The organism is Streptomyces sp. NPDC048416 (assembly GCF_043200435.1).
GTDB lineage: Bacteria > Actinomycetota > Actinomycetes > Streptomycetales > Streptomycetaceae > Streptomyces.
Genome location: NZ_JBICXU010000013.1, coordinates 52,885 through 70,666, shown reverse-complemented (window position 1 = coordinate 70,666; position 17,782 = coordinate 52,885). Strand labels below are relative to the sequence as shown.

18 protein-coding genes are annotated in these 17,782 nt (G+C 69.8%); 11 read left to right on the top strand and 7 right to left on the bottom strand.

The features are described 5' to 3' along the window. Positions 1-141: 141 nt before the first annotated feature. A complete protein-coding gene (locus tag ACGFW5_RS18710) occupies positions 142-876 on the bottom strand; it encodes a class I SAM-dependent methyltransferase (protein ID WP_393835422.1) in 735 nt (244 codons plus the stop codon). Positions 877-935: 59 nt separating this feature from the next. Continuing rightward, positions 936-1,529, bottom strand: a complete 594-nt coding sequence (locus tag ACGFW5_RS18705; RefSeq protein WP_393835338.1) for a DUF3043 domain-containing protein — start codon at positions 1,527-1,529, stop codon at positions 936-938. 262 nt (positions 1,530-1,791) lie between these two features. Here ACGFW5_RS18705 and ACGFW5_RS18700 point away from each other — a divergent pair, with 262 nt between their 5' ends. The 4 genes from ACGFW5_RS18700 (at position 1,792) to ACGFW5_RS18685 (ending at position 4,982) form a co-directional block, all read left to right on the top strand. Further along, positions 1,792-2,586 carry a PspA/IM30 family protein gene (locus tag ACGFW5_RS18700; protein WP_393835337.1) on the top strand — a complete coding sequence of 265 codons (795 nt, stop codon included), beginning with the start codon at positions 1,792-1,794 and terminating at the stop codon, positions 2,584-2,586. A gap of 19 nt (positions 2,587-2,605) precedes the next feature. After that, the gene (locus ACGFW5_RS18695; RefSeq protein WP_393835336.1) at positions 2,606-2,884 is read left to right on the top strand and encodes a hypothetical protein; all 279 of its coding nucleotides are present in this window, start codon (positions 2,606-2,608) and stop codon (positions 2,882-2,884) included. 191 nt (positions 2,885-3,075) lie between these two features. Continuing rightward, positions 3,076-4,296: a sensor histidine kinase gene (locus ACGFW5_RS18690; RefSeq protein ID WP_393835335.1), complete on the top strand. Its 1,221-nt coding sequence runs from the start codon at positions 3,076-3,078 to the stop codon at positions 4,294-4,296. Further along, positions 4,293-4,982: a response regulator gene (locus tag ACGFW5_RS18685; RefSeq protein WP_393835334.1), complete on the top strand. Its 690-nt coding sequence runs from the start codon at positions 4,293-4,295 to the stop codon at positions 4,980-4,982. Before ACGFW5_RS18690 ends, ACGFW5_RS18685 begins: the two co-directional genes overlap by 4 nt. Before the next feature lie 128 nt (positions 4,983-5,110). On the opposite strand, the gene nadA is transcribed toward ACGFW5_RS18685, so the two are convergent. After that, the gene (gene nadA, locus ACGFW5_RS18680) at positions 5,111-6,337 is read right to left on the bottom strand and encodes a quinolinate synthase NadA (RefSeq protein ID WP_393835333.1); all 1,227 of its coding nucleotides are present in this window, start codon (positions 6,335-6,337) and stop codon (positions 5,111-5,113) included. A gap of 315 nt (positions 6,338-6,652) precedes the next feature. On the opposite strand from nadA, the gene ACGFW5_RS18675 reads away from it, so the two are divergent. Next, entirely contained in the window at positions 6,653-7,009 is a 357-nt protein-coding gene (locus tag ACGFW5_RS18675) for an iron-sulfur cluster assembly accessory protein (RefSeq protein WP_030933606.1), read from the top strand. Between the two features lie 321 nt (positions 7,010-7,330). On the opposite strand, the gene ACGFW5_RS18670 is transcribed toward ACGFW5_RS18675, so the two are convergent. Both ACGFW5_RS18670 and ACGFW5_RS18665 read right to left on the bottom strand, forming a co-directional pair. Then, positions 7,331-8,830 (bottom strand): hypothetical protein, encoded by a 1,500-nt coding sequence (locus ACGFW5_RS18670; protein ID WP_393835332.1) that lies wholly within the window; start codon positions 8,828-8,830, stop codon positions 7,331-7,333. A gap of 115 nt (positions 8,831-8,945) precedes the next feature. Beyond that, positions 8,946-9,152, bottom strand: a complete 207-nt coding sequence (locus ACGFW5_RS18665; RefSeq protein WP_393835331.1) for a hypothetical protein — start codon at positions 9,150-9,152, stop codon at positions 8,946-8,948. A gap of 142 nt (positions 9,153-9,294) precedes the next feature. Here ACGFW5_RS18665 and ACGFW5_RS18660 point away from each other — a divergent pair, with 142 nt between their 5' ends. Beyond that, positions 9,295-10,269, top strand: coding sequence for a carbohydrate kinase family protein (locus tag ACGFW5_RS18660; RefSeq protein ID WP_393835330.1), 975 nt, complete (start codon positions 9,295-9,297; stop codon positions 10,267-10,269). A 63-nt stretch (positions 10,270-10,332) separates the two neighbouring features. On the opposite strand, the gene ACGFW5_RS18655 is transcribed toward ACGFW5_RS18660, so the two are convergent. Next, positions 10,333-11,739 (bottom strand): cysteine desulfurase/sulfurtransferase TusA family protein, encoded by a 1,407-nt coding sequence (locus ACGFW5_RS18655; RefSeq protein ID WP_393835329.1) that lies wholly within the window; start codon positions 11,737-11,739, stop codon positions 10,333-10,335. A gap of 273 nt (positions 11,740-12,012) precedes the next feature. On the opposite strand from ACGFW5_RS18655, the gene coxB reads away from it, so the two are divergent. The 4 genes from coxB (at position 12,013) to ACGFW5_RS18635 (ending at position 16,515) form a co-directional block, all read left to right on the top strand. Next, positions 12,013-13,011, top strand: a complete 999-nt coding sequence (gene coxB / locus ACGFW5_RS18650; RefSeq protein WP_393835328.1) for a cytochrome c oxidase subunit II — start codon at positions 12,013-12,015, stop codon at positions 13,009-13,011. Next, entirely contained in the window at positions 13,008-14,750 is a 1,743-nt protein-coding gene (gene ctaD, locus ACGFW5_RS18645) for a cytochrome c oxidase subunit I (RefSeq protein WP_393835327.1), read from the top strand. Before coxB ends, ctaD begins: the two co-directional genes overlap by 4 nt. Next, positions 14,747-15,145, top strand: coding sequence for a cytochrome c oxidase subunit 4 (locus ACGFW5_RS18640; protein ID WP_393835326.1), 399 nt, complete (start codon positions 14,747-14,749; stop codon positions 15,143-15,145). Before ctaD ends, ACGFW5_RS18640 begins: the two co-directional genes overlap by 4 nt. 116 nt (positions 15,146-15,261) lie before the next feature. Beyond that, positions 15,262-16,515 carry an Ig-like domain-containing protein gene (locus ACGFW5_RS18635; RefSeq protein ID WP_393835325.1) on the top strand — a complete coding sequence of 418 codons (1,254 nt, stop codon included), beginning with the start codon at positions 15,262-15,264 and terminating at the stop codon, positions 16,513-16,515. Positions 16,516-16,517: 2 nt separating this feature from the next. Here the strand turns inward: ACGFW5_RS18635 and ACGFW5_RS18630 are convergent, their stop codons facing one another. Beyond that, the gene (locus ACGFW5_RS18630; RefSeq protein WP_393835324.1) at positions 16,518-16,919 is read right to left on the bottom strand and encodes a hypothetical protein; all 402 of its coding nucleotides are present in this window, start codon (positions 16,917-16,919) and stop codon (positions 16,518-16,520) included. A 187-nt stretch (positions 16,920-17,106) separates the two neighbouring features. Here ACGFW5_RS18630 and ACGFW5_RS18625 point away from each other — a divergent pair, with 187 nt between their 5' ends. Beyond that, on the top strand, positions 17,107-17,727 hold the full coding sequence (locus ACGFW5_RS18625) for a heme-copper oxidase subunit III (protein ID WP_393835323.1): 621 nt from the start codon (positions 17,107-17,109) through the stop codon (positions 17,725-17,727). The last annotated feature ends 55 nt before the right edge of the window (positions 17,728-17,782 follow it).

The following is a 17,782-nucleotide window of genomic DNA, read 5'->3' as shown; positions in this document are numbered from 1 at the left end:
CGGACCGGGGTCCACGCGCCGTACACCCCCACCCGGCGTCCCGTACCCCGACATCGCGGACCCGTACGCCAACATCACGGAGTCATCGCGGACCCGTACCCCCGACATCGCGGACCCGTCGCGGACCCGTATGCCGAAACCTCAGTCCCGCACGCCGAAGAGGTGCAGCAGCGCCGCGACCTGGCGGTAGGGGTCGGTGCGCCCGGCCCGGTCCTCGGCGGCGAGCAGCCGTTCCAGTTCCTCGGCGGCCGGCAGTTCCGCCTCGTTGGGCACGTTGTCGGTGAACACCCGCACCCCGTACCAGGTGTGCAGCGGCGCCGCGATCCCGTCGAGCGTGCGGGTCAGCGCGGCGAGCCGGTCTGCGCGGACCGGCAGGCCGATCCGGTTGGTGTACGAGGCGGTGTCGAAGGCCGCAAGGGCGCCCGGCCAGTCACCGGCGAGCCCGGGCCGCAGGGCCAGCGCGTCGGCGTTCCGTACGAGCAGCGAGAGCAGACCGCCGGGGGCGAGCATCCGGGCCAATCCCGCGAGCATCGCATCCGGCTCCTCGACGTACATCAGCACGCCGTGGCAGAGCACCACGTCGAAGGAGCCCGGCAGGAAGTGCACCCCGGTCTCGCGGCCGTCGCCCTCGATCAGGCGGACGCGTTCGCGAATGCCCTCGGGCTCGGTGGCCAGCGCCTCGCGGGCCACCTGGAGCATCGCCGCGTCCGATTCGAGCCCGGTCACCGAATGCCCGGCGCGGGCCAGACGCAGGGCCTGGGTGCCCTGGCCCATGCCGACGTCCAGGACGCGCAGCCGCCGGCCCACGGGGAAACGCCCGGATATCTGCTCGTCGAGATGACGGGCCACGAGCTCTTGACGGACGACATTGCGCAGCCCGACGAGACCCTTCAGCCAGGCGCCGGAGGCGCCGGTGAACCCGGACGGCTTCCCGCTCAGGGCTTCTCTCCGCGCTTGACCTGCGGCTTGGGCAGCCGCAGCCGGCGCATCTGGAGGGTGCGCATCAGGCCGTAGGCGACGGCGCCCTTCTTCGGCTCGTCCGGGAAGCGGGCGGACAGCGCCCTCTTCAGACGGAAGCCGAGCCCGATCGAGTCGAGCACGATGAGCACGATCACCACGAGCCACAGCAGCAGCGACAGGTTCTGGAGGCTGCCGATCCGGATCATCGAGAGCACCAGGATGATCACCGCGAGCGGCAGGAACATCTCGGCCACCGAGAACCGGGAGTCGACGAAGTCGCGGACGAACTTGCGCACCGGGCCCTTGTCACGGGCCGGCAGATAGCGCTGGTCGCCATTGGCGAGCGCTTCGCGCTGCTTGGCCATGTCGACGCGGCGCGCCTCGCGCTGACGCTTGGCGGCCTCCTTGCGGTCGGTCGGCACGGTCGAGGCACGGCGGCGCTGGGTCTGGGCCTCACTCCGCTTGGGAGTGGGGCGCCCCTTGGGGGCCTGCGGGTCGCGGGGCTGGGAGAGGTCCGCCGTCACCTTTTCGGTGGGGGCCTTCTCTGCGTTGGAGCGGCTACGGAACACAATCCCCAAGGGTACGGGGTGCCCGGCATGGACCCCAGGCCGGTGGGGAACGATCCCGCAACGCCTTGCGTCCTTGGAGGCGGGCGGTGCACTGTCCCCGAGGTTCACCTACTCCCTGCGCCGGACCGGCGGCGGGCGTAGTCGTCCTTGGGGATGAGCGCATCGGCGCCCGAACAGTGCGGTAATGGATGCAGGGCCCGTACTGTGGGTTCTGTTGCAGCAGCTGGAGCTGGAGTCGTTAAGAAGGGGGCGCGCGAAGCCCATGAGCGGTGTCATGAAGCGTATGGGGATGATCTTCCGCGCGAAGGCGAACAAGGCCCTTGACCGGGCCGAGGACCCTCGCGAGACCCTCGATTACTCGTACCAGAAGCAGCTGGAGCTGCTTCAGAAGGTACGCCGGGGCGTCGCCGACGTGGCGACCTCCCGCAAGCGTCTGGAGCTACAGCTCAACCAGCTCCAGAGCCAGTCCTCCAAGCTGGAGGACCAGGGCCGCAAGGCCCTCTCGCTCGGCCGTGAGGACCTGGCCCGCGAGGCCCTGTCCCGCCGCGCCTCGCTCCAGCAGCAGGTCACCGACCTGGAGACACAGCACCAGACGTTGCAGGGCGAGGAGGAGAAGCTCACCCTCGCGGCCCAGCGCCTCCAGGCCAAGGTCGACGCCTTCCGCACCAAGAAGGAAACGATCAAGGCGACCTACACGGCGGCCCAGGCGCAGACCCGGATCGCCGAGTCCTTCTCGGGCATCTCCGAGGAGATGAGCGACGTCGGCATGGCCATCCAGCGGGCCGAGGACAAGACCGCGCAGCTCCAGGCGCGGGCCGGCGCGATCGACGAACTGCTCGCGTCGGGCGCCCTCAGCGACCAGTCGGGCCTGGCGAAGGACGACATCCAGAGCGAGCTCGACCGGCTGTCCGGTGGTACGGATGTAGAGCTGGAGCTGCAGCGGATGAAGGCCGAGCTGATGGGCGGCGGGTCCGCAGGCAAGCAGGCCATCGAGGGCGGCACCGCCGCTCCCGAGGACAAGGCGCCGCAGCAGAGCCCGCGCTTCGACAAGCAGTGACGAACGGCAGGAGACGTTCATGATCGTCCGGATCATGGGGGAGGGGCAGGTGAAGCTGGCGGACGGCCACTTCACCGAGCTCAACAAGCTCGACACCGACCTCCTCGAAGAGATGGAGGCCGGTGACGAGGACGGCTTCCGCCGCACCCTCGGCGCGCTCCTGGACGCGGTGCGCCGCCTGGGCGAGCCCCTTCCCGACGACGCGCTCGAACCGTCCGAGCTGATTCTGCCGAGCCCGGACGCGAGTCTGGACGAGGTCAGGCAGATGCTGAGCGACGACGGTCTGATTCCGGGCTGACGCCGCCGGCCCGACCGGGCCCGGCCCCGAGCCGCTTGCGGCGCCCGGCCCCCAGCCGCTTGCCGCGCCCTTGTCCCGGGCCGGGGGAAGCGGATCCGGCCCCGGGCGCCCGGCCGTCACGGGGCCGGGGTACGGCGTCGGGCGGGCCGGGACGGCGTTCCCGCGTTCCGGGACCCTTACGGTAGGTGGCCGTGACCCTCATCGACCGGGCCCTGCCGTGGCTCAGGGCGCACCCGCTTGTCCTGGACGCGGCCCTCGCCCTCGGCGTGCTGATCTCCATGGTCATCGCGTCCTTCGCCGATCCGCACGGGCCGACCGGGCCGACCTTCGGCACCCGGACGCCCGGCGCGCGTTCCCTCGTCCTGATGGTGCTGGCCGCCCTCGCCCTCGTACCGAGGCGGCGCAGGCCCATGGCCGTGCTCGCCTGCACCAGCGCGCTCACCATGGTCGAGCTGTCGCTGGGCGCCCCGCCCGCCCCGGTGGCGATGAGCGCGGTCGTCGCCCTCTACACGGTCGCCGCCCACACCGACCGCCCCACCACCTACCGGGTCGGCGTGCTCACCATCGTCGTGCTCACCGGCACCGCCATGCTGCTCGGCACCCCGCCCTGGTACGCGCAGGAACACCTCGGGATCTTCGCCTGGACCGGCATGGCCGCGGCCGCCGGAGACGCCGTACGCAGCCGGCGGGCCTTCATCGACGCGATCCGTGAGCGCGCCGAGCGGGCCGAGCACGGCCGCGAGGAGGAGGCCAGGCGCCGGGTCGCGGAGGAGCGGCTGCGCATCGCCCGCGAGCTGCACGACGTGGTCGCCCACCACATCGCCCTGGTCAACGTCCAGGCCGGCGTCGCGGCGCACGTCATGGACAAGCGGCCCGACCAGGCCAAGGAGGCCCTGGCCCATGTGCGCGAGGCCAGCCGCTCGGCACTGAACGAACTCCGCTCGACCGTCGGCCTGTTGCGTCAGTCGGGCGACCCCGAAGCGCCCACCGAGCCGGCCCCGGGCCTCGCCGTGCTCGACGATCTGCTCGGCGGCTTCCGGCGCGCGGGGCTGCCCGTGGAGCTCGCCCGCACCGACGAGTCCCCGCTGCCCGCCGCCGTCGACCTCGCCGCCTACCGGATCATCCAGGAGGCGCTGACCAATGTGCGCAAGCACGCAGGCCCGGGCGCCAGGGCGCAGGTGAGCGTCGTACGGGTCGGCCCCCACACCGAGATCACCGTCATCGACGATGGCGCGGGCACCGGCGCGCCGGGAGACGGCGGCGGCCACGGCCTGCTCGGCATGCGCGAGCGCGTCACCGCCCTCGGCGGCAGCTGCACCGCCGGACCCCGCTACGGCGGCGGCTTCCGCGTACAGGCGATACTGCCGGTCAAGGCCCCGGACACCGGGACCCCGGGGGAAGGCACACCATGACGATCACGGTCGTACTCGCCGACGACCAGGCGCTGCTGCGCTCGGCGTTCCGCGTCCTGGTCGACTCGGAGCCGGACATGAAGGTGGTGGGCGAGGCGGCCGACGGCGACGAGGTCGTCTCGGTGGTCCGCGCGACCCTGCCGGACGTCGTCCTGATGGACATCCGGATGCCCGGCACCGACGGCCTCGCCGCCACCCGCGCCATCACCGCCGACCCCGCGCTCGCCGGTGTCCACGTGGTGATGCTGACGACCTTCGAGGTCGACGAGTACGTGGTGCGGTCGTTGCGGGCGGGCGCCTCGGGCTTCCTCGGCAAGGGCGCCGAGCCCGAGGAACTGCTCGGCGCGATCCGCGTCGCCGCGGCGGGCGAGGCGCTGCTTTCCCCGGCCGCGACGAAGGGCCTGATCGCCACCTTCCTTGCGCAGGGCGGCAGTTGGGAGGCCGGCGAGGAGGACCCGCGGCGCCACGGGGAGCGGCTTGCCGCGCTCACGGTGCGCGAGCGCGAGGTCCTGGTCCAGGTCGCGGGCGGCCACTCCAACGACGAGATCGCCGAGCGCCTTGCCGTCAGCCCCCTCACCGTGAAGACCCATGTGAACCGCGCGATGGCCAAACTGGGCGCCCGCGACCGCGCGCAACTGGTGGTCATCGCGTACGAATCGGGTCTTGTCCGCCCGCGCGTGGACTGACCCGGAGTGGACTGGCCGCCCGTGGACTGACCCGGAGTGGACCGACCGCGTGTGAACTGACCGGGAGCCGTACGCCGAAGGCCGCCCCCTGTCGTGGGGGCGGCCTTCGGCGTACGGCGGGGGAGTGGCTACGGCAGCGCCAGCATCCGCTCCAGGGCCAGCTTCGCGAAGCTCTCGGTCTCCCGGTCGACCTGGATCTGGTTGATCAGCTTGCCCTCGACGAGCGATTCCAGGGCCCACACCAGGTGGGGCAGGTCGATGCGGTTCATGGTCGAGCAGAAGCAGACCGTCTTGTCGAGGAAGACGATCTCCTTGTCCTCGGCGGCAAACCGGTTGGCCAGCCGCCGCACCAGGTTCAGCTCGGTGCCGATGGCCCACTTGGAGCCGCGCGGGGCGGCCTCCAGGGCCTTGATGATGTACTCCGTCGAGCCGACGTAGTCCGCCGCGGCCACGACCTCGTGCTTGCACTCGGGGTGCACCAGGACGTTCACGCCCGGGATGCGCTCGCGCACGTCGTTCACCGAGTCGACCGAGAAGCGGCCGTGCACCGAGCAGTGCCCGCGCCACAGGATCATCTTCGCGTTCCGCAGCTCTTCGACGGTGAGCCCGCCGTTCGGCTTGTGCGGGTTGTAGAGCACGCAGTCGTCGAGCGACATGCCGAGGTCACGCACGGCGGTGTTGCGGCCCAGGTGCTGGTCCGGCAGGAACAGCACCTTTGTCGAACCGGGCTCCCCCTGCTCGAACGCCCAGTTCAGGGCGCGCTCGGCGTTGGAGGAGGTGCAGATGGTGCCACCGTGCTTGCCGGTGAACGCCTTGATGTCGGCCGATGAGTTCATGTACGAGACGGGCACGACCTGCTCGGCTATGCCCGCCTCGGTCAGCACGTCCCAGCACTCGGCGACCTGCTCGGCGGTGGCCATGTCGGCCATCGAGCAGCCCGCGGCGAGGTCCGGCAGGACGACCTTCTGGTCGTCGCCGGTCAGGATGTCGGCGGACTCGGCCATGAAGTGCACACCGCAGAACACGATGTACTCGGCCTCGGGCCGTGCGGCGGCGTCCTTGGCCAGCTTGAACGAGTCGCCCGTCACATCGGCGAACTCGATGACCTCGTCGCGCTGGTAGTGGTGCCCGAGGATGAAGACCTTGTCCCCGAGCTTCGCCTTGGCCGCGCGGGCGCGCTCGACCAGGTCCGGGTCGGACGGCGAGGGCAGGTCGCCGGGGCACTCCACGCCGCGCTCGCTCTTGGGGTCGGCCTCCCGGCCGAGCAGCAGCAGGGCGAGCGGCGTCGGCTGTACGTCGAGCTCGACGAGGCCGGCGAGGTCCTGACGGGGCTGGGCGGTGGTCACGTCACGCACCCTTTCTGTTCCAGATCAGCGCGGCGGGGCCGCTCCGGTGAGCCAGTGCTCACACCGAGGTTTTCGTCTAAATGACGCTATCTATCATAACTGCTTCACGTCACTTTGACGATGGCCATAGCGTCGATGTGACGCACCCGGCCCCGGCGCGGGCCGCGCCCCGTCCGGTACGCGGTTGTCCCCAGGCCTTTTCCCGCCTGCCTCCGGGTGTGCGAGCATGAAAGAGAAGCACCCGGAGTCCATGGGAATGGATCCGGGGCCCCGCCGGTTGCAACCGTCGGCAAGCAGTCTCCGTACAACCCGGGAGAGAAGCAGATGTCCGTATCGGACGAGACCACCACCGTGAGCGACGGCATCCTCCTGTCCGACGCCGCCGCCGCCAAGGTCAAGGGCCTCCTTGAGCAGGAGGGCCGGGACGACCTGGCGCTGCGCGTCGCCGTTCAGCCGGGTGGCTGCTCCGGCCTGCGCTACCAGCTGTTCTTCGACGAGCGCTCGCTCGACGGCGACGTCGTCAAGGACTTCGACGGCGTCAAGGTCGTCACCGACCGCATGAGCGCTCCGTACCTGGGCGGCGCCTCGATCGACTTCGTCGACACCATCGAGAAGCAGGGCTTCACGATCGACAACCCGAACGCGACGGGTTCCTGCGCCTGCGGCGACTCCTTCAGCTAGCGGGTTCTGGTCCGCCGGACGCCCCCTGGGCCTCACGGACGGGCCCGCGGGTGGCGCTCGCGAGCGCATGAAACCCCGTGCCGGTCGAAAGGCGGGCGCCCCCGTTCACCGGGGACGCCCGCCTTCGCCATGCCCGCGTACGCCTTCGTCGTCCCCGCGTACGCCTTCGTCGTGCCCGCTTACGCCTTCGTCGTCCCCGCGTACGCCTTCGTCGTGCCCGCGTACGCCTTCGTCGTGCCCGCGCGCACCTTCGTCCTCGCCGGTACGCACGCCCCTCCGTCCGGCCCGGCACCCCCGGCCCGGCACCCCCGCGCGGCCGCGCTACTTCTTCGGCAGCTCCTTGCCGGTGGCCGCGTCGAGCACCTTGCGCGCCCCCAGCGCCTGATGCAGCTCCATCCGCACCGTCTGCTGCTTGGCCAGGGCGACGCACATCTTCTTCGGGTCCGTGACCTGCCCGGTCACCGTGACGCGCACGCCGTCGCCGCTCTCGTCGGCGCTCGCCGTGTACGTACTGCACACCCCGCCCCAGAACGTGACGTCCAGGGCGCGCCCGTCGGACGCGAGCGCGTAGGACTCAAGCGTCTGGCCGTGGGTGCCCGGCGTCGTGGCCGAGCCCGACGGCGTCGGCACGGGAGCGCCACTCGCCGGCGGCTTGGTGATGTACGGCGGGGCCACCGCCGGGGCGGCGATCGTGAATGCCTGCCCGGCGTCCGGCTTCACCTGGAACAGCCACGACGGTACGAGGCTCTGGACGCCGTCCACGGACTGCGCGGAAAGCCCGAACACGGCCCCGTCGACCGTCATGGCCGAAGGCGTGGGCTGCTTGTTGCAGGGCTGCTGGATGTTGCCCTGGGGGTCGCTCGGCAGCCGGCCCTTGGTGGGCTGTCCGTCCAGCGGCACCGGGCCCGTGCAGTCCTTGGCCTTCGGCCGCTGCGTCACGTGGCTGTTGAGCTGCGCCAGTGTCTGGTCGGCGCCGATCACCGGATAGGTGGCGCCCTTGTCCGGCGTCTTCAACTGCCCGCTGCCACCCAGCACATGGCCGTCGGAGCCGATCTGGATGCCGGTCGTCCAGCCGTAGGTGGGAAGGCCGTCGACCACCGGATCGGCGTTCACCACCCGGGCCGAGGCAAGGATCTCCTTGGCGTCCAGCTTGGCGTCGTCCTGGCCGAGTGCCTTGAGGACCGGAGCCGCGGCGGCCTTCGCCGCCTGCTCGCTCACCGGCGCGCCGCCGCCCGGTTCACCACCCGCGTCCGCGCCCGTGGTGTGCATCGGACACATCCGGCCCTTGGGGCAGTTGTCCGTGCCGCCGGTGCCGTACCGCGCGAACGACCAGGTACCCGGCGCCTTCTGACCGACCGTCAGGGTCGGCCCCGAGCCGTCCTTCGTCGCGCCGACCTTCCAGGTGCCGCCCTCGAGGCGCGCCGTGCCCTCGACGCCGAGCGCCCGCGCGAGCCGGTTCACATCGGCCTCGCTCACCGTGCCGTGCGGCTGGTGGACGGCCGCCTTGCCGGGCCCGCCGGGCAGCTTCACCGACGCCCGGTAGACCACCCCGTTGGGGTCCGGCTCACCCGGTGCGATGCCGTTGCCGTGCCCGCCCCCGTCCGCGCCGCCACTCGCGGCCGGGGCGCTGTCGAGTGCGAGGGGCGGCGGCGCGCCGTCCTTGCCGGGCGCGGCGGCCGTACCGCCCGAGGACGCCGTCGTGGCCCAGTACGCCCCGCCGCCACCCGCGGCCAGTACGGCCACGGCGGCCGCGGCGAGGACCAAGGCAGACCGCCGGGAACGCCGCTGCCGGGGCTCGTCCTGCGTGTGCTCGCTGCTCACCAGATCGCTCCTGTCCAGTCGTATGCCGCATCCCCTGTGCGAGGGACGGCGATTGGACGGAGCGGGGGAGCGCACGGTTCCCTCCGTGCGCCGTACCCCGCGCGATCAGGCCGTTTCAGTCCCCGTATTCGGACATGTCGGCGATCAGACGTACCGAGGACTGCGGAATGGTCACACCGTGGATGCGGGACGGCGGCACCGGCGACGGAGCAGTTTTCTCCGGCACGACCCAGTGCGGAGCCATTCGCGCGCAGTCGCCGCGCAGGTCCGCGAGACCCGGATCGACCGCCGGCCCACGCCCACTGTTCACCTTGGTTTCCATGTCTCGCACGGTACGCAGCACACCGTGTGCGCGGTAAGACCTACTATTGGGTAGTTTCCGCCGGTCGGCCCGGCGGGAGCGACCCGGTAGCGTGAACCGTCAACGCCCGCCCCTCAGGATTCCCACCAGGAGCGCCCCCGCCGTGCGTATCGCAGTCACCGGCTCCATCGCCACCGACCACCTCATGACCTTCCCCGGCCGATTCGCCGACCAGCTGGTCGCCGACCAGCTGCACACGGTCTCCCTCTCCTTCCTGGTCGACAACCTCGACGTACGGCGTGGTGGTGTCGGTCCGAACATCTGCTTCGGCATGGGCCAGCTCGGCGGCCGGCCCATCCTGGTCGGCGCGGCCGGCTCCGACTTCGACGAGTACCGCGCCTGGCTCGACCGGCACGGCGTCGACACCGGCTCGGTGCGGATCTCAGAGGTCCTGCACACGGCCCGCTTCGTGTGCACCACCGACGCCGACCACAACCAGATCGGCTCCTTCTACACCGGCGCGATGAGCGAGGCCCGCCAGATCGAGCTGAAGGCCGTCGCCGACCGGGTGGGCGGCCTCGACCTCGTCCTGATCGGCGCGGACGACCCCGAGGCGATGCTGCGCCACACCGAGGAGTGCAAGGCGCGCGGCATCCCCTTCGCGGCCGACTTCTCGCAGCAGATCGCCCGCATGTCGGGCGACGACATCCGCACCCTGCTCGACGGCGCGACGTACCTGTTCTCGAACGAGTACGAGAAGGGGCTCATCGAGTCCAAGACCGGGTGGAGCGACGAGGAGATCCTGGCCAAGGTCGAGCACCGGGTCACCACCCTCGGCTCGCGCGGCGTGCGCATCGAGCGGACCGGCGCCGAGCCCATCGTGGTGGGCGTCCCGGAGGAGGAGGCCAAGGTCGACCCGACCGGCGTCGGCGACGCGTTCCGCGCCGGCTTCCTGACGGGCCTGTCCTGGGGCGTCGGCCACGAGCGCGCCGCACAGCTCGGCTGCATGCTGGCCACCCTGGTCATCGAGACGCTGGGCACCCAGGAGTACACGATGCGCCGGGCCAACTTCATGGACCGCTTCACCAAGGCGTACGGCGACGAGGCCGCCGCCGAGGTGCGGGCCCACCTCCAGTAGGGCCCGCTCCGGCGCGGCTCGGCTCGTACGGCGCACCTCCAGTAGGGCCCGCTCCGGCGCGGCTCAGCTCGTACGGCGCACCCGGTAGGCGGTTCCGCCGCCCGCCGCGTGTTCGCCCAGGTACTCCTGGTCCCGCATCTCGCACCAGGCCGGGATGTCGAGGCGGGCCGCCTCGTCGTCGGCGAGCACCGTCACGACCCCACCGACGGGCACCTTCCCGATCGCCTTGGCCAGTTCGATGACCGGGATCGGGCAGAGCCGGCCGAGCGAGTCCACCGTGACCTGCGCGGGGTCGGCGGTGCCGGCGGTGCCGGCGGTGCCGGCGGTGCCGCCCGTCGCGGCCGGGGCCCCCAGCCTCGTCCGTACGGAGGCGACCACGCCGGGCAGCACCTCCAGGAACCGGTCCACGTCCCCGTCCGTGGTGCCCAGCGGCAGCGACACCCGGACGTTGCCCTCGCTCAGGACCCCCATCGCGCGCAGCACATGGCTGGGCGTCAGCGTGCTGCTCGTGCAGGACGAACCGGATGAAACCGAGAATTCCGCCCGGTCGAGCTCGTGCAGCAGCGTCTCTCCGTCGACATAGAGACACGAGAAGGTGACCAGGTGCGGCAGCCGCCGCACCGGATCGCCGACCACCTCCACATCCGGCACGAGCTCCGCGACCCGGGTGCGGATCCGGTCCACCAGGGCCCGCAGGCGCGCCGATTCGGCGTCCGCCTCGGCCCGTACGGCGCGCAGCGAGGCCGCCGCCGCCACGATCGCCGGAATGTTCTCGAAGCCGGGCGCCCGCCCCGACTCCCGCTCGTCCGCGGGCCCTTGGGGCGCGAACCGGACACCCTTGCGCACCGCGAGCAGTCCGACTCCTGCCGGACCGCCCCATTTGTGGGCGCTCGCCGCGAGGATGGACCAGGCGCCGTCGACCGGCGCCCACGCCAGCGACTGCGCCGCGTCCACCAGGAGCGGCACCCCCGCGGCCCGGCATGCCTCGGCCACCTCGGCGACCGGCTGGACCGTGCCCACCTCGTGGTTGGCGGACTGGAGGCAGGCGAGCGCGGTGCCGGGACGCAGCGCCGCGGCAAAGACCTCGGGGGAGACCCGGCCCGTACGGTCCACGGCGACCTCGGTGACCGAACCGCCGTCCGACTCGTGGGACGCGGCCGAATGGAGGACCGAGGAGTGTTCGACCGCGGACACCACCAGGTGCCGCCCGACACGCCGACGCCCGGACAAGGATCCGTAAATTCCGCAGTGCACCGCGCGCGTCCCCGAACCGGTGAAACTGAGCTCGTCCGGACGGCAGGCGACGGCCTCCGCCGCGGCCTCGCGAGCCGCGTCCAGGAGCAGCCGGGCGCGCCGCCCCTCGCGGTACAGCCGGGCCGGATCGGCCCACCCCTCGTCCAGGGAGGCTTGCAGGGCCTGGCGGGCGACGGGGTGCAGGGGGGCCGATGAGGCCGCGTCGAAGTAGGGCACGGCGTCACGCTAACCCCGGTGTGCCGGGCGCGGGCCGCCGACCGGGGCGAGGGGCCGTCAGATGGCGCCCGGAGGCCGGGATTCCACCGGGCCTCCACCCCTTCGGGCGCTCGGACGGCGCGTTGGGCACCCTCCCCGCGCGACCCCAAATAGCGTCCAGTAGGGTTTGGTCCGCATAAACATCCAAACCCCTGCCCGTGTGCCAGGGCGGCGACCGACCAGCGAGACGGCCGTAGCCGACCACCGCGGGCGAGACTCTCGGGAAGGCGCTACGTGAGTCCCAACGGCTCCGACCTCCCCCGCTGCCTGGAAGGCGCGGGTGGTTCCCCCACGTCGAGGCGCCCGATGCGGCGGAAGCTGCCGCAGGTGCTGACTGCGGGCCTGGTCCTGGCGACGGCATCCGGTTGTTCATACAACTGGAAAGACTTCCCTCGACTTGGTATGCCCACTCCGGTGACGGACGAGGCTCCCAGGATCCTGTCCCTCTGGCAGGGCTCGTGGGCGGCTGCGCTCGCCACGGGCGTGCTGGTCTGGGGCCTGATCCTGTGGAGCGTCATCTTCCACCGGCGCAGCCGTACCAAGGTCGAGGTACCCCCCCAGACCCGGTACAACATGCCCATCGAGGCGCTGTACACCGTGGTCCCCCTCATCATCGTCTCCGTGCTCTTCTACTTCACGGCACGCGACGAGACGAAGCTCCTGGCTCTCTCCCCGAAGCCGGCTCACACGGTCAACGTGGTCGGCTATCAGTGGAGCTGGGGCTTCAACTACGTCGAGGACGTGCCCGGTGTGAAGGGCGACGCCAAGACGGACGGGAATCTGGAAGCGATTCCGGACCGGCTCAAGAAGGACTTCCCCGCGAACGCGGGCGGTGTCTACGACGTCGGCATCCCGGGCACGCGTAACCCGCAGACCCACAACCCGGGTCCGACCCTGTGGCTGCCGAAGGGCGAGAAGGTCCGCTTCGTGCTGACCTCGCGCGACGTCATCCACTCCTTCTGGGTCGTTCCGTTCCTGATGAAGCAGGACGTTTTCCCCGGACGCACCAACACGTTCGAGGTCACGCCGAACCATGAAGGCACCTTCCTGGGCAAGTGCGCCGAACTCTGCGGCGTCGACCACTCGCGCATGCTCTTCAACGTGAAGGTCGTCTCCCCGGAGCGCTATCAGCAGCACCTCAAGGAGCTGGCGGCGAAGGGCCAGTCCGGCTACGTGCCGGCGGGCATCGCTCAGACCGACCCCGCCAAGAACGCGGAGACGAACAAACTGTGAGCATCCTCAACGAACCTCAGGGTGCCGCGGCAGCAGACGACTCGTACGAGAACGAGCTGCCGGTCCGGCGCAAGCAGCCGGGAAACGTCGTCATCAAGTGGCTGACCACCACTGATCACAAGACGATCGGCACGATGTACCTGGTCACGTCGTTCGCGTTCTTCTGCATCGGCGGCATCATGGCGCTCTTCATGCGCGCCGAACTCGCCCGTCCCGGCACGCAGATCATGTCGAACGAGCAGTTCAACCAGGCGTTCACGATGCACGGCACGATCATGCTGCTGATGTTCGCGACGCCGCTGTTCGCCGGATTCGCGAACTGGATCATGCCGCTGCAGATCGGCGCGCCCGACGTGGCGTTCCCGCGGCTGAACATGTTCGCCTACTGGCTCTACCTGTTCGGCTCGACCATCGCGGTCGGTGGCTTCCTCACCCCGCAGGGCGCGGCCGACTTCGGCTGGTTCGCCTACAGCCCGCTGTCGGACGCGGTCCGCTCGCCGGGTGTCGGCGCCGACATGTGGATCATGGGTCTGGCCTTCTCCGGCTTCGGCACGATCCTCGGCTCGGTCAACTTCATCACCACGATCATCTGCATGCGCGCTCCCGGCATGACGATGTTCCGTATGCCGATCTTCGTGTGGAACGTGCTGCTGACCGGTGTGCTGGTCCTGCTCGCCTTCCCGGTCCTCGCGGCCGCGCTGTTCGCCCTGGAGGCGGACCGCAAGTTCGGTGCGCATGTCTTCGACGCCAGTAATGGCGGGCCATTGCTGTGGCAACACCTCTTCTGGTTCTTCGGCCATCCAGAGGTGTACATCATCGCCTTGCCCTTCTTCGGAATCATTTCCGAAGTGATCCCGGTGTTCAGTCGAAAGCCGATGTTCGGCTACAGCGGACTGATCGGCGCCACCATCGCGATCGCAGGCCTGTCCGTGACCGTGTGGGCGCACCACATGTACGTCACCGGTGGCGTGCTCCTGCCGTTCTTCTCCTTCATGACGTTCCTCATCGCCGTGCCAACGGGTGTGAAGTTCTTCAACTGGATCGGCACGATGTGGAAGGGCTCACTGTCCTTCGAGACACCCATGCTGTGGGCCATCGGCTTCTTGATCACCTTCACCTTCGGTGGTCTGACGGGCGTCATCCTGGCCTCGCCGCCGATGGACTTCCACATCTCCGACTCGTACTTCGTGGTGGCGCACTTCCACTACGTGGTGTTCGGCACCGTGGTCTTCGCGATGTTCTCCGGATTCCACTTCTGGTGGCCGAAGTTCACCGGAAAGATGCTGGACGAGCGGCTTGGCAAGATCACCTTCTGGACGCTGTTCGTGGGCTTCCACGGCACGTTCCTGGTGCAGCACTGGCTGGGTGTCGAGGGCATGCCGCGTCGTTACGCGGACTACCTGGCGGCCGACGGCTTCACCGCCCTGAACACGATCTCGACGATCTCCTCCTTCCTGCTCGGTCTGTCGATCCTGCCGTTCCTCTACAACGTCTGGAAGACCGCCAAGTACGGCAAGAAGGTCGAGGTCGACGACCCATGGGGTTACGGCCGTTCGCTGGAGTGGGCCACGTCCTGCCCGCCGCCGCGGCACAACTTCCTCACCATGCCGCGCATTCGCTCCGAATCGCCGGCGTTCGACCTCCACCACCCCGAGATCGCCGCTCTCGACCAGCTCGAGAACCACGGCGATGTCCACGGTGACCACATGCTCACCGGTGGCAAGGAGGCCGGGAAGTGAAGATCCAGGGCAAGATGTTCCTGTGGCTGTCCGCCTTCATCCTGGTCATGGCCATCGTGTATGGCGTGTGGTCCAAGGAGGCGGCCGGAACCACCGCGCTCGTCATGGCCTTCGGCCTGAGCGTCATGATCGGCTTCTACCTGGCCTTCACGGCCCGGCGGGTCGACGTGGGCGCCCAGGACGACAAGGAAGCCGATGTCGCGGACGACGCCGGTGAGGTCGGCTTCTTCTCGCCGCACTCCTGGCAGCCGCTCGCGCTCGGCATCGGCGGCGCCCTGGCCTTCCTCGCGATCGCCATGGGCTGGTGGCTGCTGTACTTCTCGGCTCCGCTGATCCTGGTGGGTCTGTACGGCTGGGTGTTCGAGTACTACCGCGGTGAGAACCAGAACCAGTAGGTCCCGGCACACCGCACCACGCAACGAGGGGCCCTTCGTCTCGGCACGAGACGGGGGGCCCCTCGTTTGCAGTCACCCGGCGCGCCGGAACTGACGAATCTTCATACCGTGTGGTCATGAGCCACGCACCGCGCATCCGCACCGTAGTGAGCTGCACCCTCCTTGTCCTGCCCCTCGGTGTGGCGGCCACGGGGTGCGGAGGGTCCACCGGCAACCCGCTTTCGGCGAAGCCGTACGACGCGGCCGGACAGGTCACGTACAACGGGCCACAGGGCAGTCAGAAGGCCGATCCCGACAAGCCCATCGAGATCACCGCCAAGGGCAAGGACGGCCGTCTCACGGACGTCACGGCCGTCGACGGCAACGGGCGCTACCTGGCGGGCGAGCTCGCCGCCGACGGCACCCGATGGCACTCCACCGCCCCGCTGGTGGCCGGCGCCCACTACACCGTCAAGGTCTCCACGGAGAACGGGGACGGCTCTCCTGGCCTGCGCACGCTCACGTTCGACACCGCGGCGGCCAAGGACGCCGTGGAGGTCGAATTCGGGCCGGACGCGGGCAAGTACGGCGTCGGGCAGCCCATCACCGCTCAGCTCAGCAAGCCGGTCAAGGACAAGGCCGCCCGGGCGATCGTGGAGCGGGCCCTGAAGGTCGAGTCCTCCCCGTCGGTGGAGGGCGCCTGGTACTGGGTGGACGACAAGGTCCTGCACTACCGCCCGAAGGAGTACTGGCCCGCCCACGCCACCATCAACGTCCACTCCAACCTGGAGGGCGTGAAGATCGCCGACAAGCTGTACGGCGGCGCGGGCAAGCCCCTGAATATCACCACGGGCGACCGGGTCGAGGCCATCACGGACGCCGCGAGCCATTCCCTGACGTTCAAGCGGAACGGAGAAGTGATCAATACCATTCCGGTCACCACCGGCAAGCCCGGCTTCGCCACCCGCAACGGCGTCAAGGTGGTCCTGGGCAAGCAGTACTTCGTACGTATGCGCGGGACCACCGTCGGCATCTCGGCCGGCAGCTCGGACGCCTACGACCTGCCCGTCTACTACGCGACCCGGGTCACCTGGAGCGGCGAGTACGTGCACGCCGCGCCCTGGTCGGTGGGATCGCAGGGCGCCGAGAACGTCAGCCACGGCTGCACGGGCATGAGCACCGGCAACGCCGCCTGGTTCTTCGAGAACATCAACGAGGGCGACATCGTCACCGTCGTCAACAGCATCGGCGACGACATGACGCCCTTCGACAACGGGTTCGGCGACTGGAACGTGTCGTGGGACAAGTGGCGCAAGGGCAGCGTCCTGACGGCCGACCTCAAGGCCGGGCAGAGCAAGGTCAACTCCGCCCGGCTGCGGCCGGGAGTGTGAGGTCAGGCACCCACGGCAAGGCGCTTGCGCAGCAGGGAGGCCAGGGCGTCCGCGAACTCGACCGGGTCGACCGGCAGGGTCACCGCGGCGTCCGCACGGCTCCACGTGGCCAGCCAGGCGTCCTGTGGGCGCCCCATGAGGAGCAGCACGGGGGGACACCGGAAGACCTCGTCCTTGAGCTGGCGGCAGACCCCCATGCCGCCCGCGGGGACCGCCTCGCCGTCCAGGACACACACGTCGATGCCGCCTCGGTCCAGCTCCTTGAGGACCGCCGGCAGGGTCGCGCACTCCAGGAACTCCACCGGAGGCACGTCCAGGGCCGGCCTGTGCCCGGCCGCGAGCCGCACCTGCGCGCGGGTGTTCGCGTCGTCGCTGTAGACCAGAACGGTGGCGCTCGACTGCATGGATCCTCCGAAGGTCCGGCGCTTTCGCCGGCGTTGGGTCATGAACCGATGCGCGGATGCTACTCCGTCCGACTGCCCGTCAACACCGGTTCGGACAGCCCTTCGATGGGCCGTTCGGGCCCTGCATACGCCGCTGACACACCGAACGGCACCCCCCGGAGTGAGGGCGGGATAAGCGACCGACATAATGTCGGTCGTGGCGACAGCAACGACAGTAGAAACCGGGCACGCGCACCCGTCGGTCAATCGGCCGAACCTCACCAGCGTCGGAACCATCATCTGGTTGAGTTCCGAGCTGATGTTCTTCGCGGCCCTCTTCGCGATGTACTTCACTCTGCGATCGGTAACGGGTGCCGCGCATTGGAAAGAGATGGCCTCGTCCCTGAACGTTCCGTTCTCGGCGACCAACACCACGATCCTGGTGCTCTCCTCCCTCACCTGCCAGCTCGGCGTCTTCGCCGCGGAGCGGGGCGACGTGAAGAAGCTGCGTACCTGGTTCTCCATCACGTTCGTGATGGGTGCGATCTTCATCGGAGGCCAGATCTTCGAGTACACCGACCTGGTGAAGGAGGACGGCCTCTCGCTGTCCTCGGACCCCTACGGTTCGGTGTTCTACCTGACCACGGGCTTCCACGGACTGCATGTGACGGGCGGTCTGATCGCCTTCCTGCTGGTTCTTGGCAGGACGTACGCGGCGAAGAGGTTCACCCATGAACAGGCGACCGCGGCCATCGTCGTGTCCTATTACTGGCACTTCGTCGATGTCGTGTGGATCGGCCTCTTCGCCACGATCTACCTGATCCAGTAACCGGACCCGTAGGTCCGCACCACATCCAGCATCGACGCAGAAGATCCTGACACCG